Consider the following 26097-nt stretch of genomic DNA (forward strand, 5'->3'; position numbering starts at 1 on the left):
CAGGCTCACGGTTGATGCACGGAATACAGCATCGACATGATCTTCCAGCCGTCATCCAGCTTGACCAGTTGCCAACTCTCGATGCCGCGGTTCTGCGCCACGCCGTCTTCCTCGTACACGTAGTCGAAGCTCACGCTGGCCATCGCACCGTCGGTGCGGATGTCGATGTCGCTGAACCGCTCGCGCTGCGGGCGTTCCGCCGCTTCCACCATGTCGGCGAAATGCCCGTAGCTGTCCGGACGCACCCGCTGCGCATCCGGGCGGCGCACTTTCAGGCGGGCGTACCCGGCGTCGCCCAGCACCGACGCCCAGGCGCCGGGCTGCGGCAGGAACAGGCCGCGCAGCGTCGCACCGTCGCGGGCCACGAGGGCCGCGTCGAAACGGCGGATCACCTCGCGCAGCTGCGCCTCGGCCACCGCGTCGTTCGGCGTGCGCGCCAGCGCCGGCGCGCAAACCAGCAATCCACCCAACAGCAAACCCCGGCCTGCCTTGCACCTTGCGTCCATCGCTGCTTCCTTGTGTGGTGGGATGCCGATTGGACGCCACCACCCGCGCCGCTGTCGATGCGGCTGCGGTGAGCCGGTGGAACGTGCGACGAACGGGTGGCGGCTCAGTGCTGCGGGGTGTCGTCGAGGTAGGTGTAGGCAGTCAGGCCACGCTCCAGGGCTTCGTTCAAACGCTCCGCTTCGGCCTTGCCAAGATCGGCGGCCCCCACCAATGCGCGGTAGCGGCGACGCAGGTCGTCGAGCTTGTAACCCACGTAGTCCAACATCACGTCGGTGGTATCGCCGCGGCGCTGCTGGCCGATCGCGAAACCCTCGCCACTGACCTTGACCTCGATGGCGTCGGTGTCGCCGAACAGGTTGTGGATGTCGCCGAGGATTTCCTGATAGGCGCCGACCAGGAAGAAGCCGATCCGGTAGTTCTCGCCCTTGCGCAGCTCGTGCAGCGGCAGCGAGGAATCGAGGTCCTCGTTCTCCACGTAGGTGTCGATCTTGCCGTCCGAGTCGCAGGTCAGGTCGGCGATGATGCCGCGCCGGGTCGGTGCTTCGTCGAGACGCTCGATCGGCGCGATCGGGAACACCTGGTCGATCGCCCAGACGTCGGGCATCGATTCGAACACGCTGAAGTTGACGAAGTACTTGTCGACCAGCCGCTCGTTCAGTTCGTCCAGCAGGTCGCGGTGGCTCTTCTCGTCGTAGGTCAGGCGCGCCTTCACCGCGTGGGCGATCGCATAGAACAGGTCGTCGATGCGCGCGCGCTGCACCAGGTCCAGTTGCCCCAGCGCGTACAGGCTCAGGCCTTCCGCATGCGCCTGGGTGGCCTCGTGGAAGACTTCCACCGCCGGCCGCTGCGCCATCTCCTCGTGCAGCTCGCGCAGCTGGCGCACCGGCGTGGACTCGTCGCTGTGCGGTTCCGGCACGCGGCCTTCCGGCGCGCGCTCGACCTCGCTGACGTTGGTCACCAGCACCGCATGGTGGGCGGTCATTGCGCGCCCGCTTTCGGTCAGCAGGCGTGGCGGCACCAGCCCTTCCTCGCGGCAGGCTTCGGCCAACGGCTGGACAATGCTGGAGGCGTAGTGGTGGATGCCGTAGTTGACCGAGTTGTAGCTGCGCGAGCGCGTGCCTTCGTAGTCGATGCCCAGCCCGCCGCCGACATCGATATGGGTGATGTGGGCACCCAGCCGCGACAGTTCGACGAAGTAACGGGTGGCCTCGCGCATGCCCGCGGCGATGTCGCGCACGTTGGAAATCTGGCTGCCCATGTGGAAGTGCAGCAACTGCAGGCAGTCGCCCATGCCGGCATCGCGCAGCTCCTTCCACAGGGTCAGCAGCTGGCGCGGGTCCAGCCCGAACTTGGCCTTGTCGCCGCCGCTGTTCTGCCACTTGCCGGCACCCAGCGACGCCAGCCGCATGCGCACGCCCAGGCCCGGCTTGATGCCCAGCGCCGCCGCTTCCTCCAGCGCGATCTTCAGCTCGGAGGGTTTTTCGATGACGATGAAGGTCTGCAGGCCGAGCTTGCGCCCGATCAGCGCCAGCCGGATGTATTCGCGGTCCTTGTAGCCGTTGCAGACGATGGTGCCACCGGGGCGCGACAGCGCCAGCACCGCCATCAATTCCGGCTTGCTGCCGGCTTCCAGCCCGAAGCCTTCACCGTGGTGCGTGGCCAGGGTGCCGGCCACGCCGGCATGCTGGTTGACCTTGATCGGATAGATCGCGGTGTAGCCGCCGCCGTAGTCCCAGTCCTGCCGCGCCTGCGCGAATGCCGCCTGCAACTTGCCGAGGCGATGGCCGAGGATGTCCGGGAAACGCACCAGCACCGGCAGGTTGCCGCCCTGTGCCAGCGAAGCATCGATGACCTCGGGCAACGCGATCGCCGGGCCCTCCGTGCCTTTGGGACGCACCACGATGCGGCCCTGCGCATCGACATCGAAATACCCATCCGCCCAATGCGGGATGGAATAGGTCTTGCGGGCAAGGTCGGACGACCACTGGGACATCGCGGGGGCACCATCGAACGCGGGAATCCGCGCATTGTAGGGTCACGCCGCCGGCCCTGCCCGCGCTGTGTTCAGCGTGCAGCCACCGCCTGCGCCATCTGCGCCACCGCCTGCACCAGCAGCGGGCGCGGCAGGGCGAAATTGAAGCGCACATGGCCCTGCCCGCCGTTGCCGCAATCGGCGCCATCGGTCATCGCCACCTTGGCATGCTGGCGGAAGAAGGCCTGCGGGCCGGGTGTCAGCGCCAACGCGCGGCAGTCCAGCCAGGCCAGATAGGTGCCCTGCGCGGGAATGCTGGCGATCTGCGGCAGCTGCGTGGCCAGCTGCTGCGCCAACACGTCGCGGTTGCCTTGCAGGTAGGCCAGCACGTCCTGCCGCCACGGCCCGCCCTGCGACCACGCCGCCGCGTGCGCGATCACCCCGAGCGTGCAGGTGGCATCGTTGACGCGATGACCGATCCTGCGCCACAGCGCCCGGTCCTCGTCGCGGCTCAGCACCAGTTGCGCGCACTTCAGCCCGGCCAGGTTCCACATCTTCGAGGCCGATACCGCGGTGATCGCCTGCCGGGCGGCCATCTCGCCCAGCGCCGCATACGGCACGTGCTGGCGGCCATCGAACACCAGCGGCGCGTGGATCTCGTCGGAAAACACCCGCGCGCCGTGCTTCTCGACGATCGTGCTGATGCGCTCCAGCTCCTCGCGGCCATAGACCTTGCCGATCGGGTTGTGCGGATTGCACAACAGCAGCATTCCCGCGCCCCCCGCGAACGCCGCGTCCAGCCCCGCTTCGTCCAGCTGCCAACCGCTGGCGGTGTGCAGCATCGGCAGTTGCACCACCGGATTGCCGGTCCACTCCAGGATCGGCAGGAAAGGCATGTAGCAGGGCACCGGCACCACCACCGGCGTACCGGCCGGCAGGACATGCCGCAGCACCGCTTCCAGCGCGCTCAACACATCCGGCATGACCTGGACGTCGGCAGCGTCCACCGCCCAGCCGTGATGCGTTTGCTGCCAGCGGGCGCAGGCGTCACCCAGGTCCTGCAGCAGCCGGGGCGTGAGATAGCCGGTCAGGCCATCGGCCAGCGCCTTGTCCAGCGCCTGCCGGACGGGCGGCGCGATGCCGAAATCCATTTCCGCCACGAATGCACCGATGCAGCCGGGAAAGGCCGTCCACTTGCGGCTGCCGGCGGCCACCAATTGGTCGGCGGTGATGACGTCGAACCGCGAAGTCTCCACAGGCGTGCTTCCTTCGAAATCATGAATCCGGACGCAACGGGCGTCGGTGCAGGCAAGGATACCCGGCCCACCTGCCGATTCCCGCTACAATCCGCGCCCCGGCACCATTTCCAGAGGCATACCGTCATGACCGAACCCACCTGGCTGCACGAGCAGTTCGAACCCACCGGCTCGTCGATCGGGTTCCGCGTGACGCGCAAGCTGGACGAGGTGCAGTCGCCGTTCCAGAAGATCGAGATCTTCGAGTCGACCGACTGGGGCAACGTCATGCTGATCGACGGCGCGATGATGCTGACCAGCCGCGACAATTTCTTCTACCACGAGATGATGGCGCACCCGGCGCTGTTCACCCACGCCAACCCCAGGCGCGTGGTGATCATCGGCGGCGGCGACTGCGGCACGCTGCGCGAGGTGCTGCGCCACCCCGGCGTGGAGAAGGCGGTGCAGTGCGACATCGACGAGCAGGTCACGCGGATGGCGGAGAAATACTTCCCCGAGCTGTGCGAATCCAACCACGACCCACGCGCCGAGCTGCTGTTCGACGACGGCATCGCCTACATGGCCAATTGCGCGCCCGGCAGCGTGGACATCGTGATCGTCGATTCCACCGACCCGGTCGGCCCGGCCGAGGGCCTGTTCAACCAGGCGTTCTTCGAAAGCTGCCACCGCGCGCTGAAGGACGACGGCATCCTGGTGCAGCAGAGCGAGTCGCCGCTGGCGCTGCTGAAGCTGATCCGGGAAATGCGCACGGAAATGGGCAAGGCCGGTTTCCACAGCTTCCAGACCCTGCCGTTCCCGCAGCCCTGCTACCCCACCGGCTGGTGGAGCTGCACGATGGCGAAAAAGGCGGCGCACGCCGATTTCGGCTTCCGCGAGGCCGACGCCCGTGGCAAGGGTTTCGATTCGCTGTACTACAGCGCCGACATCCATCTGGGCGCGCAACAGCTGCCGCCGTTCGTGGCCAAGGCGCTGGGTGGCTGAGCCGGCCACCCCGGCCCGGGCCATCCGGTTCTGCGACGGCCGGCACTGAAGTTGTATCCTGCCCCCATCTAAGCTGGCATCGGGTCGGCGCAAGGGCATCGATGGGCGAACCCCTCTCACGCATGAAAGGGTGGTTGCTGGCGGCGCTGCTGGCGTCGGCCACCCTTGGCGTGCCTGCGCAGCCGGCCACCGCACCCGCCGGTGCCGGCGGTGCCGCCAACTTCGACGCGGTGTTCCAGCAGGTCACCGGGCCGACCTCGATGGACATGACCTTCGAGGCCTACGACGCCGACCTGGATCGGCTGCGGGTGCTGCTGCCACCCGGTGACACCGCGCGCGACCTGCGCTTTCGCTCGGTCTATTGCGGCAGCAGCCGCTGGAAAGACCCGGCCCGCGGCCTGGCCTATACCGATGACGCCATCCGCCGCGCCAAGGCGGCCGGTGACACCGCATCGGAAGCGCGCGCGCTGTTCTGCCGCAGCACGTTCGTGATGCTGCTGTTCGGCACCCGCCAATCCCTGGCGGAAGCCGACAAGATGGTGACGCTGCTGCAAAACGGGACGGAGCGGCAGTTGTATGCCGAAGCCCTGATGCTGCGCGGCGGCCTGTATTCGGACCTGGGCGAACAGGCCAAGGCGCTGATGGATTTCCAGCGCGCACGCGCCGGCTTCCGCGCCGCCGGAATCGACCACGAAATCGACTTCCTGCTGATGAAGATCGCGGTGACCTACCGCCGCATCGGCGACTTCGCCCAGGCAGAACGCTATTTCACCCACTCGGTGGCGCGCGGGCAGGATGCGCAGGACTGGGACCGGGTAGTGTCCGACTTGATCCAGCTGGGGTATCTGTACGACGAGTCCGGTGCTCTGGCCAAATCGCGGGAGTCCTTCGAGCGCGCGGTGGCGCTGTCCTTGCAACACAAGAACGTGCTGGACGCGGCCACCGCACGGGTCGGTCTGGCCAGCACGCAGGTGACGCAGGGCGAGTTTGAAGCCGCACTGGCCACGCTGGCGCAGGCGCAAGCGGAGTTCAAAAGCGAACAGAGCAACCTGCATGACGACATGCTGCTGCTGGTGGCCGGGCAGGCACTGGCCGGCAAGGGGCAATTCCAGGAGGCCCTGTTGCGCTACCGGCAGGCCTTGCCCCTGATCCAGAAGGACGGCAACGACCGCTACCTGGCCCTGCTCTACAAGGCGCAATCGGCCAGCGAGGAAGCACTGGGCCGCACCGCCGATGCGTTGGCGGACTTCAAGCGGTACAGCGAATTGCAGACCTCGCTGCAAGGCAAGATGCGGCTGGAACAAAGCCGCCTGCTGGAATACGAATACGAAATCCGTCGCCGCGATTTCGAGAACCGCCGCCTGCGCGCCGAAGCCGACTCCCGCCAGCAACAGGTGAATGCGTTGCAGCGGGTCCGGCATTGGCAGACCCTCGCCCTGCTGCTGGGCGCGGTGCTGGCATTGATGCTGGCGTGGCTGGCATGGCGTCAATGGAAACGCTCGCGGCGGCTGCGCACGCTGGCCATGACCGACCCGCTGACCGGCGCGGCCAGCCGCCTGGCCATCGAGAAAATCGCGGATCGCGCACTGGCGACCGCGCAGCAGCATGGCGCGCCGCTGGCCGTGCTGCTGCTCGATCTCGACCACTTCAAGCAGGTCAACGATGGCTACGGCCACCCCGCTGGCGATGCCGTCCTGCGCGACACGGTGCAAGCCTGGCAGACGCAATTGCGCGGGCGCGATGCGCTGGGCAGGATCGGCGGCGAGGAATTCGCGGTGGTCTGCATTGGTGCCACGCAGGCGCAGGCGCTGGTGATCGCCCACCGCCTGCTGGAGGCCACCCGCACCCTGCGCCTGCCCGGCATCGACCCGGCACTGCGCATCGCCACCAGCATCGGCGTGGCGGAGGCCGCACCGGGAGAAACCCGGGAGGCGTTGTTCGCACGCGCCGACGCGGCGCTCTATCGCGCCAAGCAGCGGGGCCGCGACCGGGTGGAATGTTGATCCCACCCCCTCCCGCGCATGCACCGGCCGGCGCATACTTGCGCGCTTTCGGGTGACAGGGAGCGGCGATGCCCGCCAGCTGGCGACGTTTCTACCTGCGGCAAAGCCTGCTGCTGGCCGCCAGCGGCCTGGCGCTTGCCCTGCTGTTCCACTTCACCCGGCTGGACCTGTGGCTTGCTGACATCTGGTACGACCCCCAGCGCCAGTCGTGGCCCGCCCGCAACGCCTGGTGGGCCGCCAAGCTGGTCCACCAGTGGCTACGGTACGTGCTGATCGCCTGCGCCCTGGGCTGCATCGCACGGGCCTGGATGCGCCGGCACGCCGCCGATGCCGCCGGCTGGCGGGTGGTGGCCCTCTCGGCGCTGGCCGTGCCACTGGCAGTCTCGGTCTGGAAACGGCTCAGCAGCATGCATTGCCCCTGGGACATTGACCGCTTCGGCGGCGGGGCACCGTACTTCGACCTGCTGGCAACGGCCCCGGCCCACGTCGACCTGGTGGGTCGCTGTTTCCCGGCCGGTTTCGTGTCCACCAGCGGTTGGCTGCTGGCATTCGCGTTGCTGCGCTACCCGCAGGATCCACGCTTCAGCCGCCGCGCCGGCAGTGCCGCCGTGGCCCTGAGCCTGTTCCTGGGGATGGTCCAGCAAATGCGCGGCGCGCACTTCTTCTCGCACGTGCTGTGGACGTTGTGGCTGAGCTGGGCGGTGATCCTCGTCATCCACGCCGCAACCGGGGCCTGGCGCACGCCGGCTGCGCGCTGACTGCGCGCTACAGCGCGTCGGCGTCGAGCTCCCCGGTGCGAATCCGCACCACTCGCTCCAGATCCCACACGAACAGCTTGCCGTCGCCGATCTTGCCGGTGCCGGCGGCCTTCAGGATGGCGTCCGTCACCGCATCCACGCGGTCGTCCGCCACCGCGATCTCCAGCTTGATCTTGGGCAGGAAATCGACCACGTATTCGGCCCCCCGGTACAACTCGGTATGCCCCTTCTGGCGACCGAAGCCCTTGACTTCGGTGGCGGTGATGCCGGCCACGCCCACATCGGCCAGCGCTTCGCGCACATCATCCAGCTTGAACGGCTTGATCACCGCCATCACCATCTTCATCGACACGCCTCCCGTGGATGGTGCGAGCATACCGCGTGCGATGCGGGCATACTCCCGCCTGCGGAATCGGAATTTTCCTACCCCGCGACGCGCCCTGCACCGATGGTCCGCCAGCCCGCACCCCGGCACGCTGACCACACCGCAGGAGACCCCCCCCATGAACGACACCCGCATGATCGACCTGGCCCAACTCGACGAACTCGCCCGCCGCCTGAGCAGCCTGGTGCCACCCGCCCTCCGCGATGGCCGCGAGGAGTTGCAGCAGAACTTCAAGAGCGTGCTGCAGGCCGGGCTGGGCAAGCTGGACCTGGTGACCCGCGAGGAGTTCGACGTGCAGCGCGCGGTGCTGGCCCGCACCCGCGACAAGCTCGACGCGCTCGAACGCCAGCTGGCCGAACTGGCCGATGCCGGCCACGCCGACCGCGACAGCCTGCGCCACTGACGGCCGCCGCCATGAGCCTTGCAGTCGTGCACAGCCGTGCACGCACGGGCGTGCGTGCGCCCGGCGTCCGGGTGGAAGTGCACCTGGCCGGCGGCCTGCCGGCGATGTCCATCGTCGGCCTGCCGGAAGCCGCGGTGCGCGAGGCCAAGGACCGGGTGCGCGCGGCGATCCAGTGCGCGCAATTCGAATTCCCCGCGCGCCGCATCACCGTCAACCTGGCCCCGGCCGACCTGCCCAAGGACGGCGGCCGCTACGACCTCGCCATCGCCCTCGGCATCCTCGCCGCCAGCGGGCAACTGCCGGTCGATGCGCTGGCGGAATGGGAGTTCCTCGGCGAACTGGCATTGACCGGCGAACTGCGTGACGTCGATGGCACCCTGGCGGCGGCGCTGGCGATGGCCGGCAACGGCCGCCGCCTGCTGGTGCCGCCCGGCAATGGCGCGGAGGCGGCGTTGGCACGCGATGTCGAAGTGCGCACCGCGCGCACCCTGCTGGAAGTCTGCGCCGCGCTGGAGGGCCGCAAAACCCTGCCGGAACCGCAGCCGCTGCCCTGCCACGCAGCCAACACGCCCGACCTGGCCGATGTGCGCGGCCAGGCGCATGCCCGCCGCGCACTGGAAATCGCCGCCGCCGGTGCCCACCACCTGCTGCTGGTCGGCCCGCCCGGCAGCGGCAAGACCTTGCTGGCCTCGCGACTGGGCGGCATCCTGCCCGAACCCACCGATGCCGAGGCGCTGGAAGCCGCCAGCATCGCCGCCGCCAGCCGCCGCGGGCTGGATCTGTTGCACTGGCGGCAGCGCCCATTCCGCGCCCCGCACCACACCGCCAGCGCGGTGGCCATGGTCGGCGGCGGGGCGGATCCGCGTCCGGGCGAAATTTCCCTTGCCCACCACGGCGTGCTGTTCCTCGACGAACTGCCGGAGTGGAGCCGGCACGCGCTGGAAGTCCTGCGCGAACCCCTGGAGTCCGGCAGCGTCAGCATTTCCCGCGCCGCCCACCACTGCGACTTCCCGGCGCGTTTCCAGCTGGTCGCGGCGATGAACCCCTGCCCTTGCGGCTGGGCCGGCGACCCATCGGGACGCTGCCTGTGCAGCGCCGATGCCATCCGCCGCTATCGGGCACGCATTTCCGGCCCGCTGCTGGAGCGCATCGACCTGCATGTGGAAGTGCCGCGGCTGCCCCCCACCGCGCTGCGCACCGACGATGCCCCCGGCGAAGCCAGCGCCATCGTGCGGGCCCGCGTGGTGGCGGCGCGCGCGCGGCAGTTGGCACGCGACGGCATCGCCAACGCGCTGCTTGACCATACGCGCACCAACGTGTCCTGCCGGCTCGCGCCACGCGACACCGCCCTGCTGGAGCGTGCGGTGGATGCGCTGCAGTTGTCCGCGCGCTCGCTGCATCGCATCCTGCGGGTGGCTCGCACGATCGCCGACCTGGCCGGCAGCGATGCCATCGAAACCCCGCATCTCACCGAGGCCATCGGCTACCGCAAGCTGGAACGTGGCCGCGAACGCGCGGCGGCCTGAACGGCCCCGTGTCAGCGCGGCCAGACCCGCCGGTTCGGGTCGAATTCGGATGTCGTCATGGCCGGCGCGCGTGGGCCGAAGCCGCACACCACCAGCGGGCTCTGCTTGAAACCGGTCAGCCCGAAGGCGCGCTCCAGATCCAGCTCGTTGATCGCGCCGGTGACGAACGGCCCCAGCCCGGCCCGGGTGGCGCACAGTTGCAGGGTTTGCGACAGGTGGCCCGCGTCGAGCACGCAGACGCGGTAGGCCTTGGCATGGTTGCGGTACTTCCAGAAATTGCGATGAAAGCGCGGCGCCAGCACGCACAGCACCGGCGCGTCGGCGAAGAAATCCTGGCCGGCCACCGCGATGCGCGCGAACGCGCGCAGCTCCTCCGCACACCATGCCGTCGGTGCCGCATCCCCCAATGGCCGGGTTTCCAGATCACCCGGCTGCGGCGGCGCGACGCATGCCACCACCGGCTCCAACGCATGCCCATCGATGCGGTACCGGTACAGGCCCGCTGCGATGCCTTCCACCCGTTGCACGATCAGGAAGCATTCGATGGGATGCAAGGCCCCGCCGGAAGGGCTGGTGCGCTTGTACACCGTGAACTCGGGGGCCGGGCGGCCGATGCCGCGCGCACCGAACACCCGCGCCATCACTTGCGAGAACACGGCCAAAGGCAATGTGGCCGAGGCATCGAAATTGCGGCAGGTCGCGCGGGCATCCAGCAGCGCATCGAAGTCGTCATGGGCGATGCGTGGCAGGCCGATGGCGTCGTCGCCGTCTGCCTGCTCCCCGGTTGGCGGGGGCGGTGCACCGTGCTGCCGCAGAAGCCCGGCATTGGTATCCAGATCGTGTTCGGCCATGCTCCTGGGGCCGTCGATGCCGCCCCATCGACACGCCATGTGCGCCAGCGCGGCCACCGGAAACCACCCCTGCGCACGGAAGTCCGCGTCGGCCTGCGCCGCGTCCACACGCACGCAAGGCGTCTCCGGGTGCGCCAGCAGCAAGCCCGCCTGCAGCATCGCGTCCACGGTTCCCGCACCATGCCGTGCATCCAGCCCGGCGCGCGCCACCCAGTCCACCGCACTCAAGGACGCCAACAGCGCCACCTGCGCGGCGTCGACTTCCACGGCCGCCCCCAGGTGCGGCGCATGCGCGAACCAGCACAGCCGTGACACCACCCCGGTGCCACCGGCAAGCAGGTCATCCAGCCGGAAATCGGCAAGTTCGCGTGGTTCCAGCCACACCGTGGCACAGCGCCGGATCTGCATTGCCCGCTCCATCCCCATGGGTCGGGTGGTATTGTCCACGCTCTGTTCGCAATGAGGGGGACACCGTGGCACAAGACAGGATTCCACCGGCCGGGCTGCACCCGCAACTGGTCAAGAAGCTGCTGGACAACCTGGAAGACAACGATGACTTCCGCACGCTGTTCCAGCAATCGCCGGAGCAGGCGCTGCGTTCGCTGGGCTACAGCGACCCCTGGGACTGCCTGCAATTGAAGGCCGGCCAGACCCTTGCCTCGCCGGAGCAGATCCGCAGCCAGCGCCAGAAGCTGGAAGACGCCCTGCACACCGTCCAGCAGTTCGACTGCACGCTGTCCGCCCAAGCCGGGGTGTAACCACCTGCCGCACCCGCATGCGGCAGGCCCGACACCGGGCCTGCCTGCGTGCAACCCGCGGCAGGGTCGCTATCGCGTTACCGTCCCGTCGCCCGCACGCAGCGCCTGCGCCGCCGCTGCGGCGTTGAAGAACCGCAACACGTCGGTGGTGGTGCTTTCGGCGAACGCCCGCCCACGATGCGTCGCCAGCCACCGCGCCTGCACGGCCGCGGCACCCGTATCGCCCGTCGCCTGTTGCGCGCGCTGCATCGCCCAATGCACTGCCACCAACGCGTCATCGCGTCCGGCCAGCAGGCGCAGGCGTGCGACCGCCGCAGCCGGCTTGCCGGCGATGCGTTCCTGTTCGGCCAACACCACCTGCTGCAATTGCGCCAGCGTCGGGTAGTCGCGCACCGCCGCGCTGCCGGATACCGCTTGCAATGCCTCCGCCACCAGCGCGGCATCGCCGTGCCAGGCGGCCAACAGCCCGGCGTAGAGACGCAACTCGCTGGACGCCGGCGGATACACCGCGTCCACCTCCGCCTGCCCGGTGGCGACCCTGGCCAACAACCCGCGCACCGCCACAGCCGCGCTCGCCTGCCCCGACAACACGTCGACGCTGGCAACGGCGGCCTGCGCGCGCAGCCTGTCGAGTGCGTCGACATCGCCCTGTGGCAGCTGCGCCATGGCAGTGGCCGCCGCAGCGGCGGCCTGCCACTGGCCACGATCGATCCAGGTCACCACCGCCGCATCCCCTTGCCAGCCGTTGCGCCCCGCCGTGCTTTCCAGATAGACCTTGTCGGCCTGCGCATGCTGGCCCTGCGCATCAAAGACGCGAGCGTAATACTCACCGCCACCACTGAACCCGCCTTGCCGCGAACGCTGGAATTCCACCGCGGCCTCGGCGTAACGCTCCTGCCCCAACAAAGCGATCGCCAGGCCGTAGCGCGAGACTTCCACGCGCGCGTACTGCGGTTTCATGGTGCGCCGATACAGCTGCTCCATGGCATGGAAATCATTGCGTTGATGCCACTGGTTGGTGGCCAGCCGGCCAAGGGTGCGCGCATCGTCCGGATACAGCGCCAGGTATTCCTGCGCCTGCCGGAAATACACCGCCGGGACCGCATGCTGCTGCTGCAGCAGTTCGATACGGGCGCGCTCCTGCGGCGACAGCCGCTGCGGCAGCGCCAATGCCTTCGCACGTTCGGCGGTGGCCGCCGCGACTTCACCGAGGCCGGAATACAGATCCGCCATGTCCGCGTGGGCCAGCGCGAATTGCGGGTCCAGTTGCAATGCGCGCCGGTACAGGCCCAATGCCTGCTCGCGATCGCGTGTGGTCATCGTCACCTTGCGGGCCACCGCGAATGCCTTCAACGCGTCCAGGCTGGGGGTGGCGACGTTGGGCAGCGGCACCGAGGTCTTCTGCACGTTCTGCATCGCTTCGCCCAACTTGCCGCGCAACTGGTCGGTGACGTTGTCGATGGAGCCCAGCGCCGATTCGATGCCGCGCCCATCGGCCATCACCGCATACACGGTGGTCTGCGTGCGCGGGTCGACGACTTCGGCGCTGACCCGCAACCGCCCCCCGACTTCCGCCACGGTCGGCAGCAGCAACGCGCGCGCACCGTCGCGCAGGGCAATTTCCGAACCCAGCGTGCGATCCACGGCCGTGTCCGGCTTGCGCTGCATGTTGCCCAGGGTCTCGCGCACCCGCAGGTCACTGAGCACGTTGACGTGGCGCGACTGCTCCAGGCTGATGCGGAAGGCCTGCTCCAGCGAATCGTCGAGGCGCGCATCGCCGGTGAGGTTGCGCAGGTCGCCCACCACCACCCAGTCGCGCTCGGCGAAGGCGATGGCAGGCTGCGGGCGCGCCAGGAACCAGCCCCCGAAGGCCAGCGCCGCCACCATCATCGCCTCCGCAGCCAGCGCCACCGGACGCCGCCACAGCGGCAGGTCACGCCACGCCTTGGGGGTATGCGCCGGCATCCGCAGCGGGGCAAGGCCGGCCTCGCCCACTTCGAAAATCTCCTGTGCCTCGGGAATACCCTTGAAGCGCCAGCGCCCGTAGGGCTTCCAGACCAGCAGTTCGCCGCGCTCGCCCAACTCCCGCGCGGCACGATGCGCCAGCGGTTCGGCGGTGGCCGAGAGCAGGATCTGCCCCGGCCGCGCCAACGCCATCAGCCGGCCGGCAAGAGGTTTGGCCAAGCCTTCCACCTCCAGTGACTTGGCCCCCAACTGCACGGCATCGGCGCTGTTCTCCCACAGCAGCACCTCCCCCACGTGCAGGCCCGCCCGCGCCAGCAGCGGTTGCCGGATACCCTGCTCGCGCCCTAGCTCGCGCAGTCCGCGCGCGTAGTCGAGGGCAAAAGCCAACCCGTCGATCGGGCGCTCGAAAATCAGCAACAGGCCATCGCTCCGGTCGATCAGGCGGCCGCGCCAACGTTGCTGCAACGCCAGTACCAGCCGATCGTGGGCGCGGAACAATTCCGCGGCGGGCTTGTCGCCAAGGCGCTCCACCAGTCCGGTGGAATCCACCAGGTCGGTCAGCAGCAGGGTGCGTACCTGCGGGGTGGCGTGTGCCCCCTCTTCCGGCATGTCAGTCCTGCCACTCGAAACGGCTGCCACCCAGGCGCTTGGCCCGGTATAGCGCGGTATCCGCGCGGATGTACCAATCTTCCCAGCCTTCCGCGCCGGCGCCGGTGCCGATGCCGCAGGCGCCGATGCTGAGCGTGGTCATCTGCGGCGGCAGTTGCCGCATGCGTTGCAGGATGCGCGCGCTGTCGACGATGTAGCCGGCCACCTTGGCCACGTCGTCGGCACCCTGCCCCTGCAGCAGCAGCGCGAATTCATCGCCCCCCAGCCGACAGGCCATGTCGTCCGGGCCGGCCACCGCCCGCAGCAGGTTGGCCACCCCTTGCAGCACGCGGTCCCCGGCCGGGTGGCCGTGGTCGTCGTTGATCGCCTTGAAATGATCGCAGTCCACCAGCACCAGGCTGCACCCCGGCAGGTGACCAAGCCGGCGGCGGTCCTCGATATGCATCCACAGCCCGCGGCGGTTCGCCAACCCGGTCAATTCGTCGGTGCGGGTCAGCGCCTCGGTGCGGCTGAGCTGCTGGTGGGTGGAGCGCAGGGAATCGAGTGCGTCCTGCAACTCCTGGTTGCGACCGCGCAGGTATCCGATCAGGCGTTGCTCGTTGTGCACCACGCGCGCGATGGCACGGCGCAGGAAGTGCGACAGCGGGCCGGGGGCCCGTTGCGCCAAAAGATCGAATTCGCCACGTCCCAGCCGCAACAACGAACCGGCCGAAGTCGCCACCGCATCGGCGCTGCGCACATGCGTACCGATCAGCAATCCCAGTTCGCCGAAGAAGCCCTGCGGGCCCAATCGCTTGCCCACCAGGTCGTCGCCGAAATTCAACTTCACCTCGCCGCTGTTGATGACGAACATGTCGTCCCCGGCATCCCCGCGGCGGAACAGGCGCTGCCCGGCCTCCACCGGATACGGGTGGCCCACCTGGGCAAACAGCGCGTACTCGGACGCCGCGAGCACCGAAGCGTCGTGCTCGTCGTGCTCGTCGTGTTCGCGTATTTCCGCATTCCCCACCAGCTGCGCGGACACCCGCCTCTCCCCAAGATTTCCAGGCCAGTCTGCAGCCCAGCATACACCTCGGACATGGCGGACAAACAGCACGGGCCACCCTTTGGGCGGCCCGTGACGCGTGTCGCAAATCCCCGCTCAGGCGGCTCGGCGGTCGTGGAACTGCTCTTCCTCGGTGCTGCCCTTCAGCGCCACCGTGGACGACTTGCCGCCCTGGATGGTCTGGGTGATGGCATCGAAATAGCCGGTGCCGACCTCGCGCTGGTGCTTGACCGCGGTGAAGCCACGCTCGGCGGCGGCGAACTCCTTCTCCTGCAGCTCGACGAAGGCGCTCATCTGCCGGCGCGCATAGCCGTGGGCGAGGTCGAACATGCCGTAGTTGAGCGCGTGGAAGCCGGCCAGGGTGATGAACTGGAACTTGTAGCCGTAGCTGGCGATTTCCTTCTGGAATTTCGCAATCGTGGCGTCGTCCAGGTTCTTCTTCCAGTTGAACGACGGCGAGCAGTTGTAGGCCAGCAGCTTGCCGGGGAACTTGGCATGGATCGCCTCGGCGAACTTGCGGGCGAACTCCAGGTCGGGCTTGCCGGTCTCGCACCAGACCAGGTCGGCATACGGCGCGTAGGCGAGGCCGCGGCTGATCGCCTGGTCCAGCCCGTTCTTTGTCTTGTAGAAGCCCTCGATGGTGCGCTCGCCGGTGCAGAACGGCTTGTCGTTGTCGTCCACGTCGGAGGTCAGCAGGTCCGCCGCCTCGGCGTCGGTGCGGGCCACGATCAGCGTGGGCACGCCCATCACGTCGGCGGCCAGGCGCGCGGCGGTCAGCTTCTCGATGGCCTCGCGAGTGGGCACCAGCACCTTGCCACCCATGTGGCCGCATTTCTTGACGCTGGCCAATTGGTCTTCGAAATGCACGCCGGCGGCACCGGCCTCGATCATCGCCTTCATCAATTCAAAGGCGTTGAGCACGCCGCCGAAGCCGGCCTCGGCGTCGGCCACGATCGGTTGCAGGTAGTCGATGCTGTCGTCGCCTTCCGCGTGCGAGAGCTGATCGGCACGCAGCAAGGTGTTGTTGATGCGCTTGACCACCTGCGGCACCGAGTTGGCCGGGTACAGCGATTGGTCGGGGTACATCTCGCCGGCCAGGTTGGCGTCGGCCGCCACCTGCCAGCCGGACAGGTAGATGGCCTTCAGGCCGGCCTTGACCTGCTGCATGGCCTGGTTGCCGGTCATCGCGCCCAGCGCGTTGACGAACGGCTCGCTGTGCAGCGACTTCCACAGCTTCTCGGCACCCAACCGGGCCAGCGAGTGCTCGACCGGGACGGTGCCGCGCAGGCGCACCACGTCCTCGGCGGAGTAGCTGCGGGTGACGCCGGCCCAGCGCGGGTTGTTGGCCCAGTCCAGCTTCAGTTGTTCGGCAGTCGGCAGATGGTTCTTCATGGGGACACCTCGTGGGGTTGGCGGCAGCGGAGGAAAGTCGGGATGTGGTTCAATCGATGCGTTCGTAAGCGGGAAGCGTGAGGAACTCGGCCAATTCGTCGGCATGGGTCAGGCGGTCGAGCAGGCCGATCGCCTCGGATACCCGCGCGGCGCCGGGGATGCGGCGGGGGTCGCCCAGCCGGCTGGGCAGCCCGATCAGCGCGCGCTCCAGCAGCACGAAGTCGACCGGGGTGCCGTCGTCCAGCGACAGCGGCTGGCCGCCGGCATCGGCCCCCGACGGCCCTTGGCCGGCGGGAAGATCGGCGAAGTGCAGCCACTGCCACAGCTGGGCGCGGGCGATCTCGGCGGTGGCGGCGTCCTCCATCAGGTGGTGGATCGGCACACAGCCGTTGCCCTCCAGCCACGCGGCCAGGTAGCGCACGCACACTTCGACGTTGTTCTCGAAGCCGGCGCGGGTGATCGTGCCCAGCGACGGGCGCAGCAGGTCCTCGGCCTCGACATGCACGTCGTCGCGGGCGACATGGCGCTGGTGGGGGCCCGGCATGCGCGCGTCGAACACCTCGCGGGCAATCGGGATCAGCGCCGGATGCGCCACCCAGGTGCCATCGTGGCCCGCGCCTACCTCGCGCAGCTTGTCGGCGCGCACGCGCTCCAGCGCCGAAGTATTCGCAGCCTCGTCGCCGCTGATCGGGATCTGCGCCGCCATCCCGCCCATCGCATGCGCACCGCGGCGGTGGCAGGTCTGCACCAGCAGTTCGGCATAGGCGCGCAGGAACGGCTGCACCATGGTCACCTGGCTGCGCTCCGGCAGCACGCGGTCGCGGTGCCGGCGCAAGGTCTTGATGTAACTGAAGATGTAGTCCCAGCGCCCGCAGTTCAGGCCGACGATGCGGTCCTTCAGCGCGAACAGGATCTCGTCCATCTCGAACGCTGCCGGCAGGGTTTCGATCAGCACCGTGACCTTGATCTGGCCGTGGGCCAGCCCCAGCCCGTCCTCGATGGCCGCCAGCGCCTGCTCCCACAAGGCGGCTTCTTCCATCGACTGCAGCTTGGGCAGGTACAGGTAGGGGCCGCGGTCGCGCCCGGCCAGCACGTGGGCGTTGTGGAAGGCGAACAGGCCGGCATCGAACAGCGATGCCGACATCCGCTGGCCGTCCACCAGCACGTGCTTCTCGTCCAGGTGCCAGCCGCGCGGCCGCACGATCAGCACCGCCTGCTCGGCCTGCGGGCGCAGCTCGTAGCGCTTGCCGCCAGCCTCATGCACCAGCGCGCCGCTGATCGCCGCGCGCAGCGCCTGCTGGCCGGTCAGCAGGTTGGTCCAGGTCGGCGCGGTGCTGTCCTCGAAATCGGCCATGTAGCAGTTGGCGCCGGAGTTCAGCGCATTGATGACCATCTTCGGGTCGACCGGGCCGGTGATCTCGACGCGGCGATCCAGCAGCGCGGCCGGGGTTGGCGCCACGGTCCAGTTGCCGCGACGGATCTGCACGGTGTCGGCACGGAAATCCGGCAGCGCGCCGGCGTCGAAGGCCTGCTGGCGGATGCGACGGGCGGCCAGCCGGGCCTGCCGCTCGCCCTCGAAGCGGCGGTGCAGGCCGCCGAGGAAGCCGAGCGCGGCGGGGGTCAGCAGGGCGTCCTGCCCGGGCACCCGTCGGGTGATCTCCACGCCCTCGCCGGGGCGGTCTTGCAGCACTGCGGACATCGGCGGCTCCGTGGAACGTGTGGGGAAGCCAACCATCCGCCAGCGTGTGGTATTTGACAAACTAGATTTATCAATAATAAATATAATTAAATTAAATATGTTTTTAGAATAAATGCCCAAAACCCCACCCGCTGCCCTGCGCTTTGCCTACAAAGGCTCACGCCTGAAGCCATTGCGGGCGTTCTGCCAGGTCACCCGGCTGGGCTCCATTTCACGCGCGGCCGAGGCGCTGTACCTCAGCCAACCGGCCGTGACCCTGCAATTGCAGGCGCTGGAACGCGAACTGGGGGTGCGGCTGTTCGAGCGCAGCGGCCGCCGCCTCACCCCCACCCGCGAAGGCGACCTGCTGTACGAGATGGCGCGCCCACTGGTGGAGGGGCTGGACAACCTGGCCGCCAGCTTCCGCGAGCAGGTGCGCGGGCTGGATGCCGGCGAACTGCACGTGGCCGCCGGCAGCTCCACCATCCTGTACCTGCTGCCGGGGATCGTGGATGCGTTCCGCCAGCGCCACCCGGACGTGCGCCTGAGCCTGCACAACGTCACCGGCGCCAGCGGCCTGGACCTGCTGCGCAGCGACGCCGTGGACCTGGCGGTGGGCTCGATGCTGGACGTGCCGGCCGACCTGAGCTACGCGCCGGTCTACCGCTTCGAACCGATGCTGATCACCCCGCCCGACCATCCATTGGCCAGCAAGCCCGAGCTGGCGCTGGAAGACCTGTCGCCGTACGGGCTGATCCTGCCGCCCAAGCGCCTGACCACCTACCGGCTGGTGGACCTGGTGTTCCAGCAGAACCGGGTGCCGTACACGGTGGCGCTGGAAGTGGGTGGCTGGGAGGTGATCAAGCAATACGTGGCGATGGGGCTGGGCATCAGTATTGTTACTGCGATCTGCCTGACCGACGCCGACCGCCAGCGGCTGGCCGCGCGCTCGCTGGCGCGCTGGTTCCCGTCGCGCAGCTACGGCATCGTGATGCGCAAGGGCAAGTTCCTGTCCAAGCAGGCGCGCGCGTTCGTCGAACTGATCCAGCCGGAGGTGCTCACGCCGCGCGGCTACGACGAGAGCGGGCATTCGGAGCGGTAGGCGGGGAAAGGCGGCCAGGTTCACTTCCAATGCATCGAAGTGAACCTGGACTGCCCCGCCTTCCAAGGACACCTGCGAATGGGGACAACCGCAGATGGGCTGGAACGAACGTCAGCGGCCCGGCATCGCCAGCGTGTCGGTCTTGTAGATCGCCACGTGCGGCACGCCGTCTGCGCCGATCCAGCCGCGGTACATGCCGCCGGTGTTGAACGGGAAGGCGATGCTGCCGTCGGCACCCAGTGCGATTGCGCCGCCGTCGCCGCCCTGCTTCGGAATGACGCCATTGATGACATCATCGGCCGCTTTCGCCAGTGGGTCGCCGGCCAGCCGCACGCGCGCGCAGATCTCGTGGGCGGCGGCATTGCGGATGTAGAACTCGCCCCAGCCGGTGCCGGAGACCGCGCAGCGCGCATCGGCCCAGGTGCCGGCACCGATGATCGGCGAATCGCCCACGCGGCCGTAGCGCTTGTTGGTCATGCCGCCGGTGGAGGTACCGGCGGCCAGGTGCCCCTGCGCATCCAGTGCCAGCGCGCCGACGGTGCCGAAATAGGCCTTGCCGGGCAGCACCAGCGGGACGCGGCTGGCCTGCGCGTTCTTTTCCTCCTGCAAGGCTTTCTGCAACGCCTGCCAGCGCTTTTCGGTGCGGAAATACGCCGGGTTCACCAGCGGGATGCCCTGCTCCTTGGCGAACATCTCCGCGCCGTCGCCCACCATCATCACGTGATTGGAGTGTTCCATGATCGCGCGTGCCAGCAGGATCGGGTTCTTCACCCGGTGCAGGCCGGCGGCGGCACCGGCCTTGCCGGTGGCACCGTCCATCAGCGAGGTGTCGAGCTCGTTGCGGCCATCGTGGGTGAAGACCGCGCCACGGCCGGCATTGAAGTGCGGATCGTCCTCCAGCACGGTGATGGCGGCCGTCACCGCCTCCACCGGCGGGCTGCCCGCCAGCAACTTCGCATGGCCGGCACGCAGTGCGGCTTCCAGTGCCTGGCGGACGTCCGCCTCTTCCTGCGGGGTGAGGTCGCCGGGCTCCACCCCGGCACCGCCGTGGATCACCAGCGTGGGACTGTCCAGGGCCACCAGCACGCCATCGCGCACGCCGAAACTGCGCTCCACCGCAGGCCGCTCCACCTGCCCCGAGGGCAGATGCAGCAGCGAGTGCACACCCGCCACCTCCACCTCGAACCGATCCAGGTTCATCGGCTTGTCTTCGGCTTGCCGGGCCGCGAACCCGCCACGCAGCACCACCGCCCCGGCGCCCGGCGCCGAGGCGTAGACGCGCGCGGTGCCATCGCCTTCCACCGCCACCGCTGCCGCCTCATCCACGCCCAGGCCCAGCAACGGCCGCTGAGCCAATTGCTCGGACTTGGCCAGGAAGGCCGCCAGCCTTCCCAGCCGGCCACGCTCGCTGAAATGGGTATCGGTGATCACGCCCTCCAGCAGGGCGAAATCGAGGAAGCCGGTTTCGATGGTGATGCCATCCCCCAGCGGGTCGGCCAAGGCGCGCGGGCTGGTGATGCTGCCGCCATCCATCGCCCCGTACAGGTATTCGCCCTGGACGGCGAGGCCGGCGCTGGTGCCGCCCAGCGGCTTGCCCGCCTTGACGTGTGCGTTCAGCGCCGCCGCCAGCGGCGTGCCGCGCCAGTAGCGCACATACCGGGCCTGATCGCCACCGGCCAGGAAGATGCCGTCGGCATGCTTGAGCGCGGCCAGGATCTTCGGGTCGAAGGCGGCATCGCGATCCTTGAACACGAAGGTTTCCACCGACTGGATGCCGCCGATCTTGTGATAGAACTCCTCGCCGATCTCGCCGCCCAGCGACGCCCGCAACACCACGATGTGGCCATTGCCGGCATGTTGCAGGAACCAGTGCAGGGCATCCTGGTTGCGGTCGCCCCCCCCCATCAGCAACAACCCCGGCTGCACCTTGCCGGGTGTCTTCGCCGTGGTGTCGCCCAGCACGTAGTGGCCCACGTTCGCCGCCCACACCGGCAGCGCCGCCAGCAATGCCACCAGCAAGATCGCCCCGCCTGCACGTTGCCTCATCGTCCACACCCCGCCTGATGGTTGTCGCCAAGTAAGACGAACGGATGCGCGATTTCCCCCGCCCTTCCGCACGCCGGGAGTTCCGCTATGGTAGATGGATGCAGACCGCACTCGACCACTGGTTCGTTCGCGAAATCCTGGCCCACGAAGAGGCGTTGATGCGCTTCCTGCTCCGCCATTGGCCGCAGCGCGAGGAATTGCACGACCTGCGCCAGGAGTTGTACGCACGCATCTACGAGGCCGCGGCCCGGTCCCTGCCGGCGCAGCCGAAGGCGTTCCTGTTCGCCAGCGCCCGCCACCTGCTGGCCGACCGCGTCCGGCGCAGCAAGGTGGTGTCGATCGAGCCGATGGGTGATTTCGAGCCTTCGCACGTCTTGGTGGATGAGGTCTCGCCGGAACGCTGGTGCGGCGGACGCCAGGCACTGCGCCGCCTGTCCGCTGCGCTCGAGCAGCTGCCGCGACGCTGCCGTGAGGTGGTGTGGCTGCGCCGGGTGGAGGAGTTGTCGCAACGCGACGTGGCCTTGCGTCTGGGCATCAGCGAGAAGACCGTGGAAAAACACATTGCCAAAGGGATGCGCCTGCTCGCCGATGCGCTGTACGCCGGCGAAGCCCCTGCCGCTGCGGGGGCCGCGGAAGCGCAGCCGCGCACGCGCAGGATGCGGGACTGACCGGCCATGACCACGGACAGCCGGAGCATTGAACAGACCGCTGCCGAATGGCTGGCGCGGCGCGACGGCGGGACATGGGACGCGACCGACCAGACCGCGCTGGCGCAATGGCTGGGACAGGCCACCACCCACCGGGTGGCGTTCCTGCGCCTGCAAGCCGCATGGGAGGAAGCGGGCAGGCTGCGCGTGCTGGCCGATGGCACCGCGCACCGCGCACCGCCGCCGGACGATCGCCGCGCACAGATGCTGCGCGACCTGCCGCCGCGCGTGCGCGTGCCTGCACAAGCGCGTCGCCTGCCGCGCTGGCTGGCCGCCGCCGCACTGGCGGTGGTGACCCTGCTGGCCAGCCGCGACTTCCAGCCGCGCACCACCGCCGATGTCGCCAGCTATCGCACCGTGATGGGCGAAGTCCGCACCCAGCCGCTGGCCGATGGCTCGCGCGCCATCCTCGCCAGCGACAGCCGCATCGACGTGCGCCTGTCGCCCACCCGGCGCGACGTGGCGCTGGCACGCGGCGAGGCGATCTTCGAAGTCGCCAAGGATCGCCAGCGCCCGTTCATCGTGGCGGCCAACGGCTACCGAGCGGTGGCGGTGGGCACCCGTTATTCGGTGCAGCGCGATGCCGCCGGCCTGCGCGTGGTGGTGACCGAAGGCACGGTACGGCTGGAGTCCCCGGACGGCGGCACCACGGCCCAGCCCTCGGTCTTGCTGCCCGCCGGCAGCGTGGCGCTGGTGCGCGGCAACGGCGTACTGGTGCGCAGTCTGGCGCTGGACGAAGCGCAACAGCTGCTGGATTGGCGCGATGGCCTGCTGGTGTTCCGCGACACCCCGCTCACCGACGTGGCGCGCGAGTTCAACCGCTACAACGCCCGCAAGCTGGTGATTGCCGATGACACCACCGGCGCGCTGCGCATCGGCGGCAGTTTCCGCTGGGACAACCAGGACGGGTTCGTGCGCCTGCTCGAAGCCGGCTTCCCGGTGCGCGCCGAAGCCGGCCCCGACCGCATCCTGCTGCACACGCGCTGAGGGCGCGGTGCGGGGGATTTCCCGCAGTCATTCGTCACCGACATTGATCGCGCCGCTTCGAGCGCACCCAGGGGAACCATCGCCATGACATCGCTCCGCCCGCTTCGCCTCGTGCTGCTTGCACTGGCCTGCTCCACCGCGCTTGCCGCGCAGGCGCAGACCGCCCCCCGCATCGACATTCCCGCCGGCGACCTCGCCGGCGCGCTGGATGCCTATGCCCGCCAGTCCGGCACCCAGCTGGTGTACCGCGCCGACCAGCTCAAGGGCGCCAGCAGCAAGGGCCTGAACGGGCAAGCCGCCTCGCCGCAGGCGCTGGACGCGCTGCTCAAGGGCAGCGGCTTCCGCGCCCAGCGCGACCCCTCCGGCGCGGTGTTGATCGTGCCCGCCACCAAGCCCGCCGCACCTGCGCGCCCCGCCGCCAAGCCGGCGCAGGCCGCCAGCGACAGCCCGGTGACCAACATGGAGGCGGTGCAGGTGACCGGCTCGCGCATCCCGCGCGCGCAGGTGGAGGGCCCGGCACCGATCACCGTGGTCAGCGCCGAACAGATCAAGGCCGCCGGTTTCACCAGCGTGCCCGAGGTGTTGCGTTCACTCAGCCAGAGCAGCGGCAGCGTGCAGGGCCAGCAGAACACCTTCGGTGCCCAGACCACCCCCGGCGCGCAGGCGGTGGACCTGCGCGGCCTCGGCCCCAACCACACCCTGGTGCTGGTCAACGGCCGCCGCATCGCCGACTTCCCGCTGCCGCTGGGCGGCAAGAGCAATTTCACCGACATCGGCAACATCCCGCTGGGCATGATCGAGCGCATCGAAGTGCTGACCGGCAGCGCCTCGGCCGTGTACGGCTCCGACGCGATGGCCGGCGTCATCAACTTCATCCTGAAGAAGACCGCCGACGGCACCACCCTCGACTACCGCTACGGCGACACCAGCCATGGCGGCGGCGCGTCGCACGACCTGACCATCTCCAGCGGATTCGAGCACGGCAACCTCACCGGCGTGGTCGGCCTGGAACTGATCGACAAGAAGCCGCTGTGGGGCTTCGAGCGCGGCATCCAGGACTCCACCCTCGATGGCCCCAGCGCACGCAGCCAGCTGCCGCGCCTGATCGCGATGATCAACAAAAGCGCCCCCACCGACGGCTGCGCGGCGATGGCCGGGCTGAACGACGGCACCACCGTGCAGGCCACCGACACCCGTGGCCGGCTGTATTGCGGCAGCTCCCGCGCCATTGCCTATCGCACCATCCAGAACGAACGCCGCGGTGCCACCGCGTATGGCTCGTTCGAATACCGCATCTCCGACACCCTGAGCTGGTTCGCCGACACCCAGATCGGCTACCAGAAGGTCAAGTTGTACAGCGGCACCAACGGCAACGTGCTGACCTCGAGCGTGGGCAACATGGCCAGTGACGGCATGGGCTGGGCGTTCCAGGACCCGAACTCGGCGGACACCGACGACAACATCTTCTACAACGCCAATACCGACCGCTACGAAGTCTGGCAGCGCCAGTTCACGCCCGAAGAAGCGGGCAGCCTGGCCAGCCGCATGAACGTCACCACCGAGAAGACCTTCGCCATCACCACCGGCTTCAAGGGCAGCTGGGGCGGCAACTGGGGCTGGGAGGCGGCCTACAACCATTCCCAGTACAAGGCCGACGTGAGCATGCCGCGCATCCGGCAGGATGCCGCCAACACGCTGTTCCTGGGCCAGCGGCTGGGCTATGACGACGACGGCTACGCGATCTACGCGCCGGACCCCGCGCGCCTGTTCAAGCCATTGACCACCGCCGAATTCGCCTCGATCGCGGCGATGTCCACCTTCCGCCCCAAGGCGGCCAACGACAATCTCAGCCTCACCTTCGACACCCCCGCCCTGTTCACGCTGCCGGCCGGCGATGCCGGTTTCGCCGGCGTGATCGAATACGGCAGGCAGTCCTATCGCATCAACCCGGACCCGCTGGCGCTGACCGACACCGCCTACTTCGGCCCCCGCTACGGCGACGGCAGCGGCCATCGCGGCCGCTGGAGTGCCGCCGGCGAACTGCGCCTGCCGCTGCTGTCCACGTTGCAGGCCAGCGTGGCCGGCCGCTACGACCGCTACGGCTACGACGGCAAGCACCCGTCCAAGTTCACCTACAGCGCCGGCCTGGAATGGCGTCCGCTGGACACGCTGCTGGTGCGCGGCTCCTACGGCACCGGCTTCCGCGCGCCCGACATGCATTACCTGTTCGCCGGGAATGATTACTACCGCAAGGTCTCCACCGACTATTTCCATTGCCGCACCGACGAGCCCGGCTACGGCAATGCCGACTGCTACGACGACGGCAGCTGGGACATCAACACCCGCGACGTGTACGCCGGCAACCGCAACCTGGAAGTGGAAACCAGCCGGTCCGCCACCATGGGCCTGGTGTGGTCGCCGTCGTCCAATTTCGACATCGCCCTGGACTACTACAAGATCCGCGTGAGCAACCAGGTGCAGACGCAGGACCGCGAACTTCTGCGCATCACCGAAGCCAACTGCCGCCTCGGCACCACCGAGTCCGGCGCCAGCGTGGACATCCACTCGCCCTCCTGCGTGGATGCGCTGGCCCGCGTCATCCGGGATGCCAACGGTGACATCACCAGCGTGCACTTCGGCCCGATCAACATCGCCCAGGAGCAAACCTCGGGCATCGACGTCACCGCCAACTATCGCCTGCAAACGGCGATGGCCGGCGATTTCCGCTTCACCGGCAATTACAACTGGACCCGTCGCCACACCCGCCAACTGTATCCGGGCGACCCCACCGAAGACATGCTGGACGTGGGCTTTGCCGACACCACCCTGCCCGGCCGCAAGGCCAACCTGGGCGTGACCTGGGACCAGGGCGCCTGGGGTGCCAGCCTGTTCGGCAACTACCTCGGGCGCGTGGCCAACTACGCCAACGATGCGTGGACGCCGGCCACCTGGCGCTTCAATGCCGGCGCACGCTACGACATCAGCAACCACTTCCGCGTCGCGCTGACGGTCAACAACCTGCTGGACAAGATGCCGCCACGCGATGCCACCTGGTCGGCCTACCCGTACTACGACACCTCGTGGTTCGACAGCTTCGGCCGCAGCTTCTTCGTGCAGTTGACCTACAAGTTCGGAGGCAAGGCGCTGGACTGACCGGACGCTGCGC

The 26097-nt window shown here is 68.7% G+C and carries 20 protein-coding genes and 1 pseudogene; 10 read left to right on the forward strand and 11 right to left on the reverse strand.

Annotated elements, in window-relative coordinates:
- Positions 1-5: 5 nt before the first annotated feature.
- The 3 genes from ACE3OK_RS10615 to ACE3OK_RS10625 all read right to left on the reverse strand — a co-directional run bounded on the left by ACE3OK_RS10615 (position 6) and on the right by ACE3OK_RS10625 (position 3735).
- On the reverse strand, positions 6-506 hold the full coding sequence (locus ACE3OK_RS10615; protein ID WP_374249515.1) for a nuclear transport factor 2 family protein: 501 nt from the start codon (positions 504-506) through the stop codon (positions 6-8).
- Positions 507-610: 104 nt separating this feature from the next.
- Positions 611-2500: an arginine decarboxylase gene (speA, locus tag ACE3OK_RS10620; RefSeq protein WP_374249516.1), complete on the reverse strand. Its 1890-nt coding sequence runs from the start codon at positions 2498-2500 to the stop codon at positions 611-613.
- Positions 2501-2571: 71 nt separating this feature from the next.
- Positions 2572-3735, reverse strand: coding sequence for a MalY/PatB family protein (locus ACE3OK_RS10625; protein ID WP_374249517.1), 1164 nt, complete (start codon positions 3733-3735; stop codon positions 2572-2574).
- A 126-nt stretch (positions 3736-3861) separates the two neighbouring features.
- Between ACE3OK_RS10625 and speE the strand changes: the two genes are divergently transcribed.
- The 3 genes from speE to ACE3OK_RS10640 all read left to right on the forward strand — a co-directional run bounded on the left by speE (position 3862) and on the right by ACE3OK_RS10640 (position 7477).
- On the forward strand, positions 3862-4716 hold the full coding sequence (speE, locus tag ACE3OK_RS10630; protein ID WP_374249518.1) for a polyamine aminopropyltransferase: 855 nt from the start codon (positions 3862-3864) through the stop codon (positions 4714-4716).
- 122 nt (positions 4717-4838) lie between these two features.
- On the forward strand, positions 4839-6719 hold the full coding sequence (locus ACE3OK_RS10635) for a diguanylate cyclase (RefSeq protein WP_374249519.1): 1881 nt from the start codon (positions 4839-4841) through the stop codon (positions 6717-6719).
- Positions 6720-6787: 68 nt separating this feature from the next.
- Positions 6788-7477, forward strand: a complete 690-nt coding sequence (locus ACE3OK_RS10640; RefSeq protein ID WP_374249520.1) for a phosphatase PAP2 family protein — start codon at positions 6788-6790, stop codon at positions 7475-7477.
- A 7-nt stretch (positions 7478-7484) separates the two neighbouring features.
- On the opposite strand, the gene ACE3OK_RS10645 is transcribed toward ACE3OK_RS10640, so the two are convergent.
- Complete coding sequence (locus ACE3OK_RS10645) at positions 7485-7823, reverse strand: P-II family nitrogen regulator (RefSeq protein ID WP_374249521.1); 339 nt, start codon at positions 7821-7823, stop codon at positions 7485-7487.
- 172 nt (positions 7824-7995) lie between these two features.
- On the opposite strand from ACE3OK_RS10645, the gene ACE3OK_RS10650 reads away from it, so the two are divergent.
- Positions 7996-8265, forward strand: coding sequence for an accessory factor UbiK family protein (locus ACE3OK_RS10650; protein ID WP_374249554.1), 270 nt, complete (start codon positions 7996-7998; stop codon positions 8263-8265).
- 11 nt (positions 8266-8276) lie between these two features.
- Complete coding sequence (locus tag ACE3OK_RS10655; protein ID WP_374249522.1) at positions 8277-9791, forward strand: YifB family Mg chelatase-like AAA ATPase; 1515 nt, start codon at positions 8277-8279, stop codon at positions 9789-9791.
- 11 nt (positions 9792-9802) lie between these two features.
- On the opposite strand, the gene ACE3OK_RS10660 is transcribed toward ACE3OK_RS10655, so the two are convergent.
- Positions 9803-11050, reverse strand: coding sequence for a putative peptide maturation dehydrogenase (locus ACE3OK_RS10660; RefSeq protein WP_374249523.1), 1248 nt, complete (start codon positions 11048-11050; stop codon positions 9803-9805).
- 65 nt (positions 11051-11115) lie between these two features.
- On the opposite strand from ACE3OK_RS10660, the gene ACE3OK_RS10665 reads away from it, so the two are divergent.
- On the forward strand, positions 11116-11400 hold the full coding sequence (locus tag ACE3OK_RS10665) for an NHLP-related RiPP peptide (protein WP_374249524.1): 285 nt from the start codon (positions 11116-11118) through the stop codon (positions 11398-11400).
- Between the two features lie 69 nt (positions 11401-11469).
- Here ACE3OK_RS10665 and ACE3OK_RS10670 read toward each other — a convergent pair whose 3' ends face one another.
- The 4 genes from ACE3OK_RS10670 to aceB all read right to left on the reverse strand — a co-directional run bounded on the left by ACE3OK_RS10670 (position 11470) and on the right by aceB (position 18110).
- Positions 11470-13974: a putative peptide modification system cyclase gene (locus ACE3OK_RS10670; protein ID WP_374249525.1), complete on the reverse strand. Its 2505-nt coding sequence runs from the start codon at positions 13972-13974 to the stop codon at positions 11470-11472.
- A 1-nt stretch (position 13975) separates the two neighbouring features.
- Positions 13976-14998, reverse strand: a complete 1023-nt coding sequence (locus tag ACE3OK_RS10675; protein WP_374249526.1) for a diguanylate cyclase domain-containing protein — start codon at positions 14996-14998, stop codon at positions 13976-13978.
- A 117-nt stretch (positions 14999-15115) separates the two neighbouring features.
- Positions 15116-16411 carry an isocitrate lyase gene (gene aceA, locus ACE3OK_RS10680; RefSeq protein ID WP_374249527.1) on the reverse strand — a complete coding sequence of 432 codons (1296 nt, stop codon included), beginning with the start codon at positions 16409-16411 and terminating at the stop codon, positions 15116-15118.
- A gap of 49 nt (positions 16412-16460) precedes the next feature.
- The gene (gene aceB, locus ACE3OK_RS10685; protein WP_374249528.1) at positions 16461-18110 is read right to left on the reverse strand and encodes a malate synthase A; all 1650 of its coding nucleotides are present in this window, start codon (positions 18108-18110) and stop codon (positions 16461-16463) included.
- Positions 18111-18222: 112 nt separating this feature from the next.
- On the opposite strand from aceB, the gene ACE3OK_RS10690 reads away from it, so the two are divergent.
- A complete protein-coding gene (locus ACE3OK_RS10690) occupies positions 18223-19191 on the forward strand; it encodes a LysR family transcriptional regulator (protein ID WP_374249529.1) in 969 nt (322 codons plus the stop codon).
- A gap of 111 nt (positions 19192-19302) precedes the next feature.
- Here ACE3OK_RS10690 and ACE3OK_RS10695 read toward each other — a convergent pair whose 3' ends face one another.
- Positions 19303-20307, reverse strand: coding sequence for an isoaspartyl peptidase/L-asparaginase family protein (locus ACE3OK_RS10695; protein ID WP_374249555.1), 1005 nt, complete (start codon positions 20305-20307; stop codon positions 19303-19305).
- Positions 20308-20487: 180 nt separating this feature from the next.
- A pseudogene (locus ACE3OK_RS10700) lies at positions 20488-21237 on the reverse strand (cyanophycinase); the annotation flags it as partial.
- Positions 21238-21335: 98 nt separating this feature from the next.
- Here ACE3OK_RS10700 and ACE3OK_RS10705 point away from each other — a divergent pair.
- The 3 genes from ACE3OK_RS10705 (at position 21336) to ACE3OK_RS10715 (ending at position 26084) form a co-directional block, all read left to right on the forward strand.
- Complete coding sequence (locus ACE3OK_RS10705) at positions 21336-21905, forward strand: RNA polymerase sigma factor (RefSeq protein ID WP_374249530.1); 570 nt, start codon at positions 21336-21338, stop codon at positions 21903-21905.
- 6 nt (positions 21906-21911) lie between these two features.
- Complete coding sequence (locus ACE3OK_RS10710) at positions 21912-22931, forward strand: FecR domain-containing protein (RefSeq protein WP_374249531.1); 1020 nt, start codon at positions 21912-21914, stop codon at positions 22929-22931.
- Between the two features lie 84 nt (positions 22932-23015).
- A complete protein-coding gene (locus tag ACE3OK_RS10715) occupies positions 23016-26084 on the forward strand; it encodes a TonB-dependent receptor (protein WP_374249532.1) in 3069 nt (1022 codons plus the stop codon).
- Positions 26085-26097 lie beyond the last annotated feature (13 nt).

Origin of the sequence: Thermomonas sp. (genome assembly GCF_041905325.1) — a bacterium.
GTDB lineage: Bacteria > Pseudomonadota > Gammaproteobacteria > Xanthomonadales > Xanthomonadaceae > Thermomonas.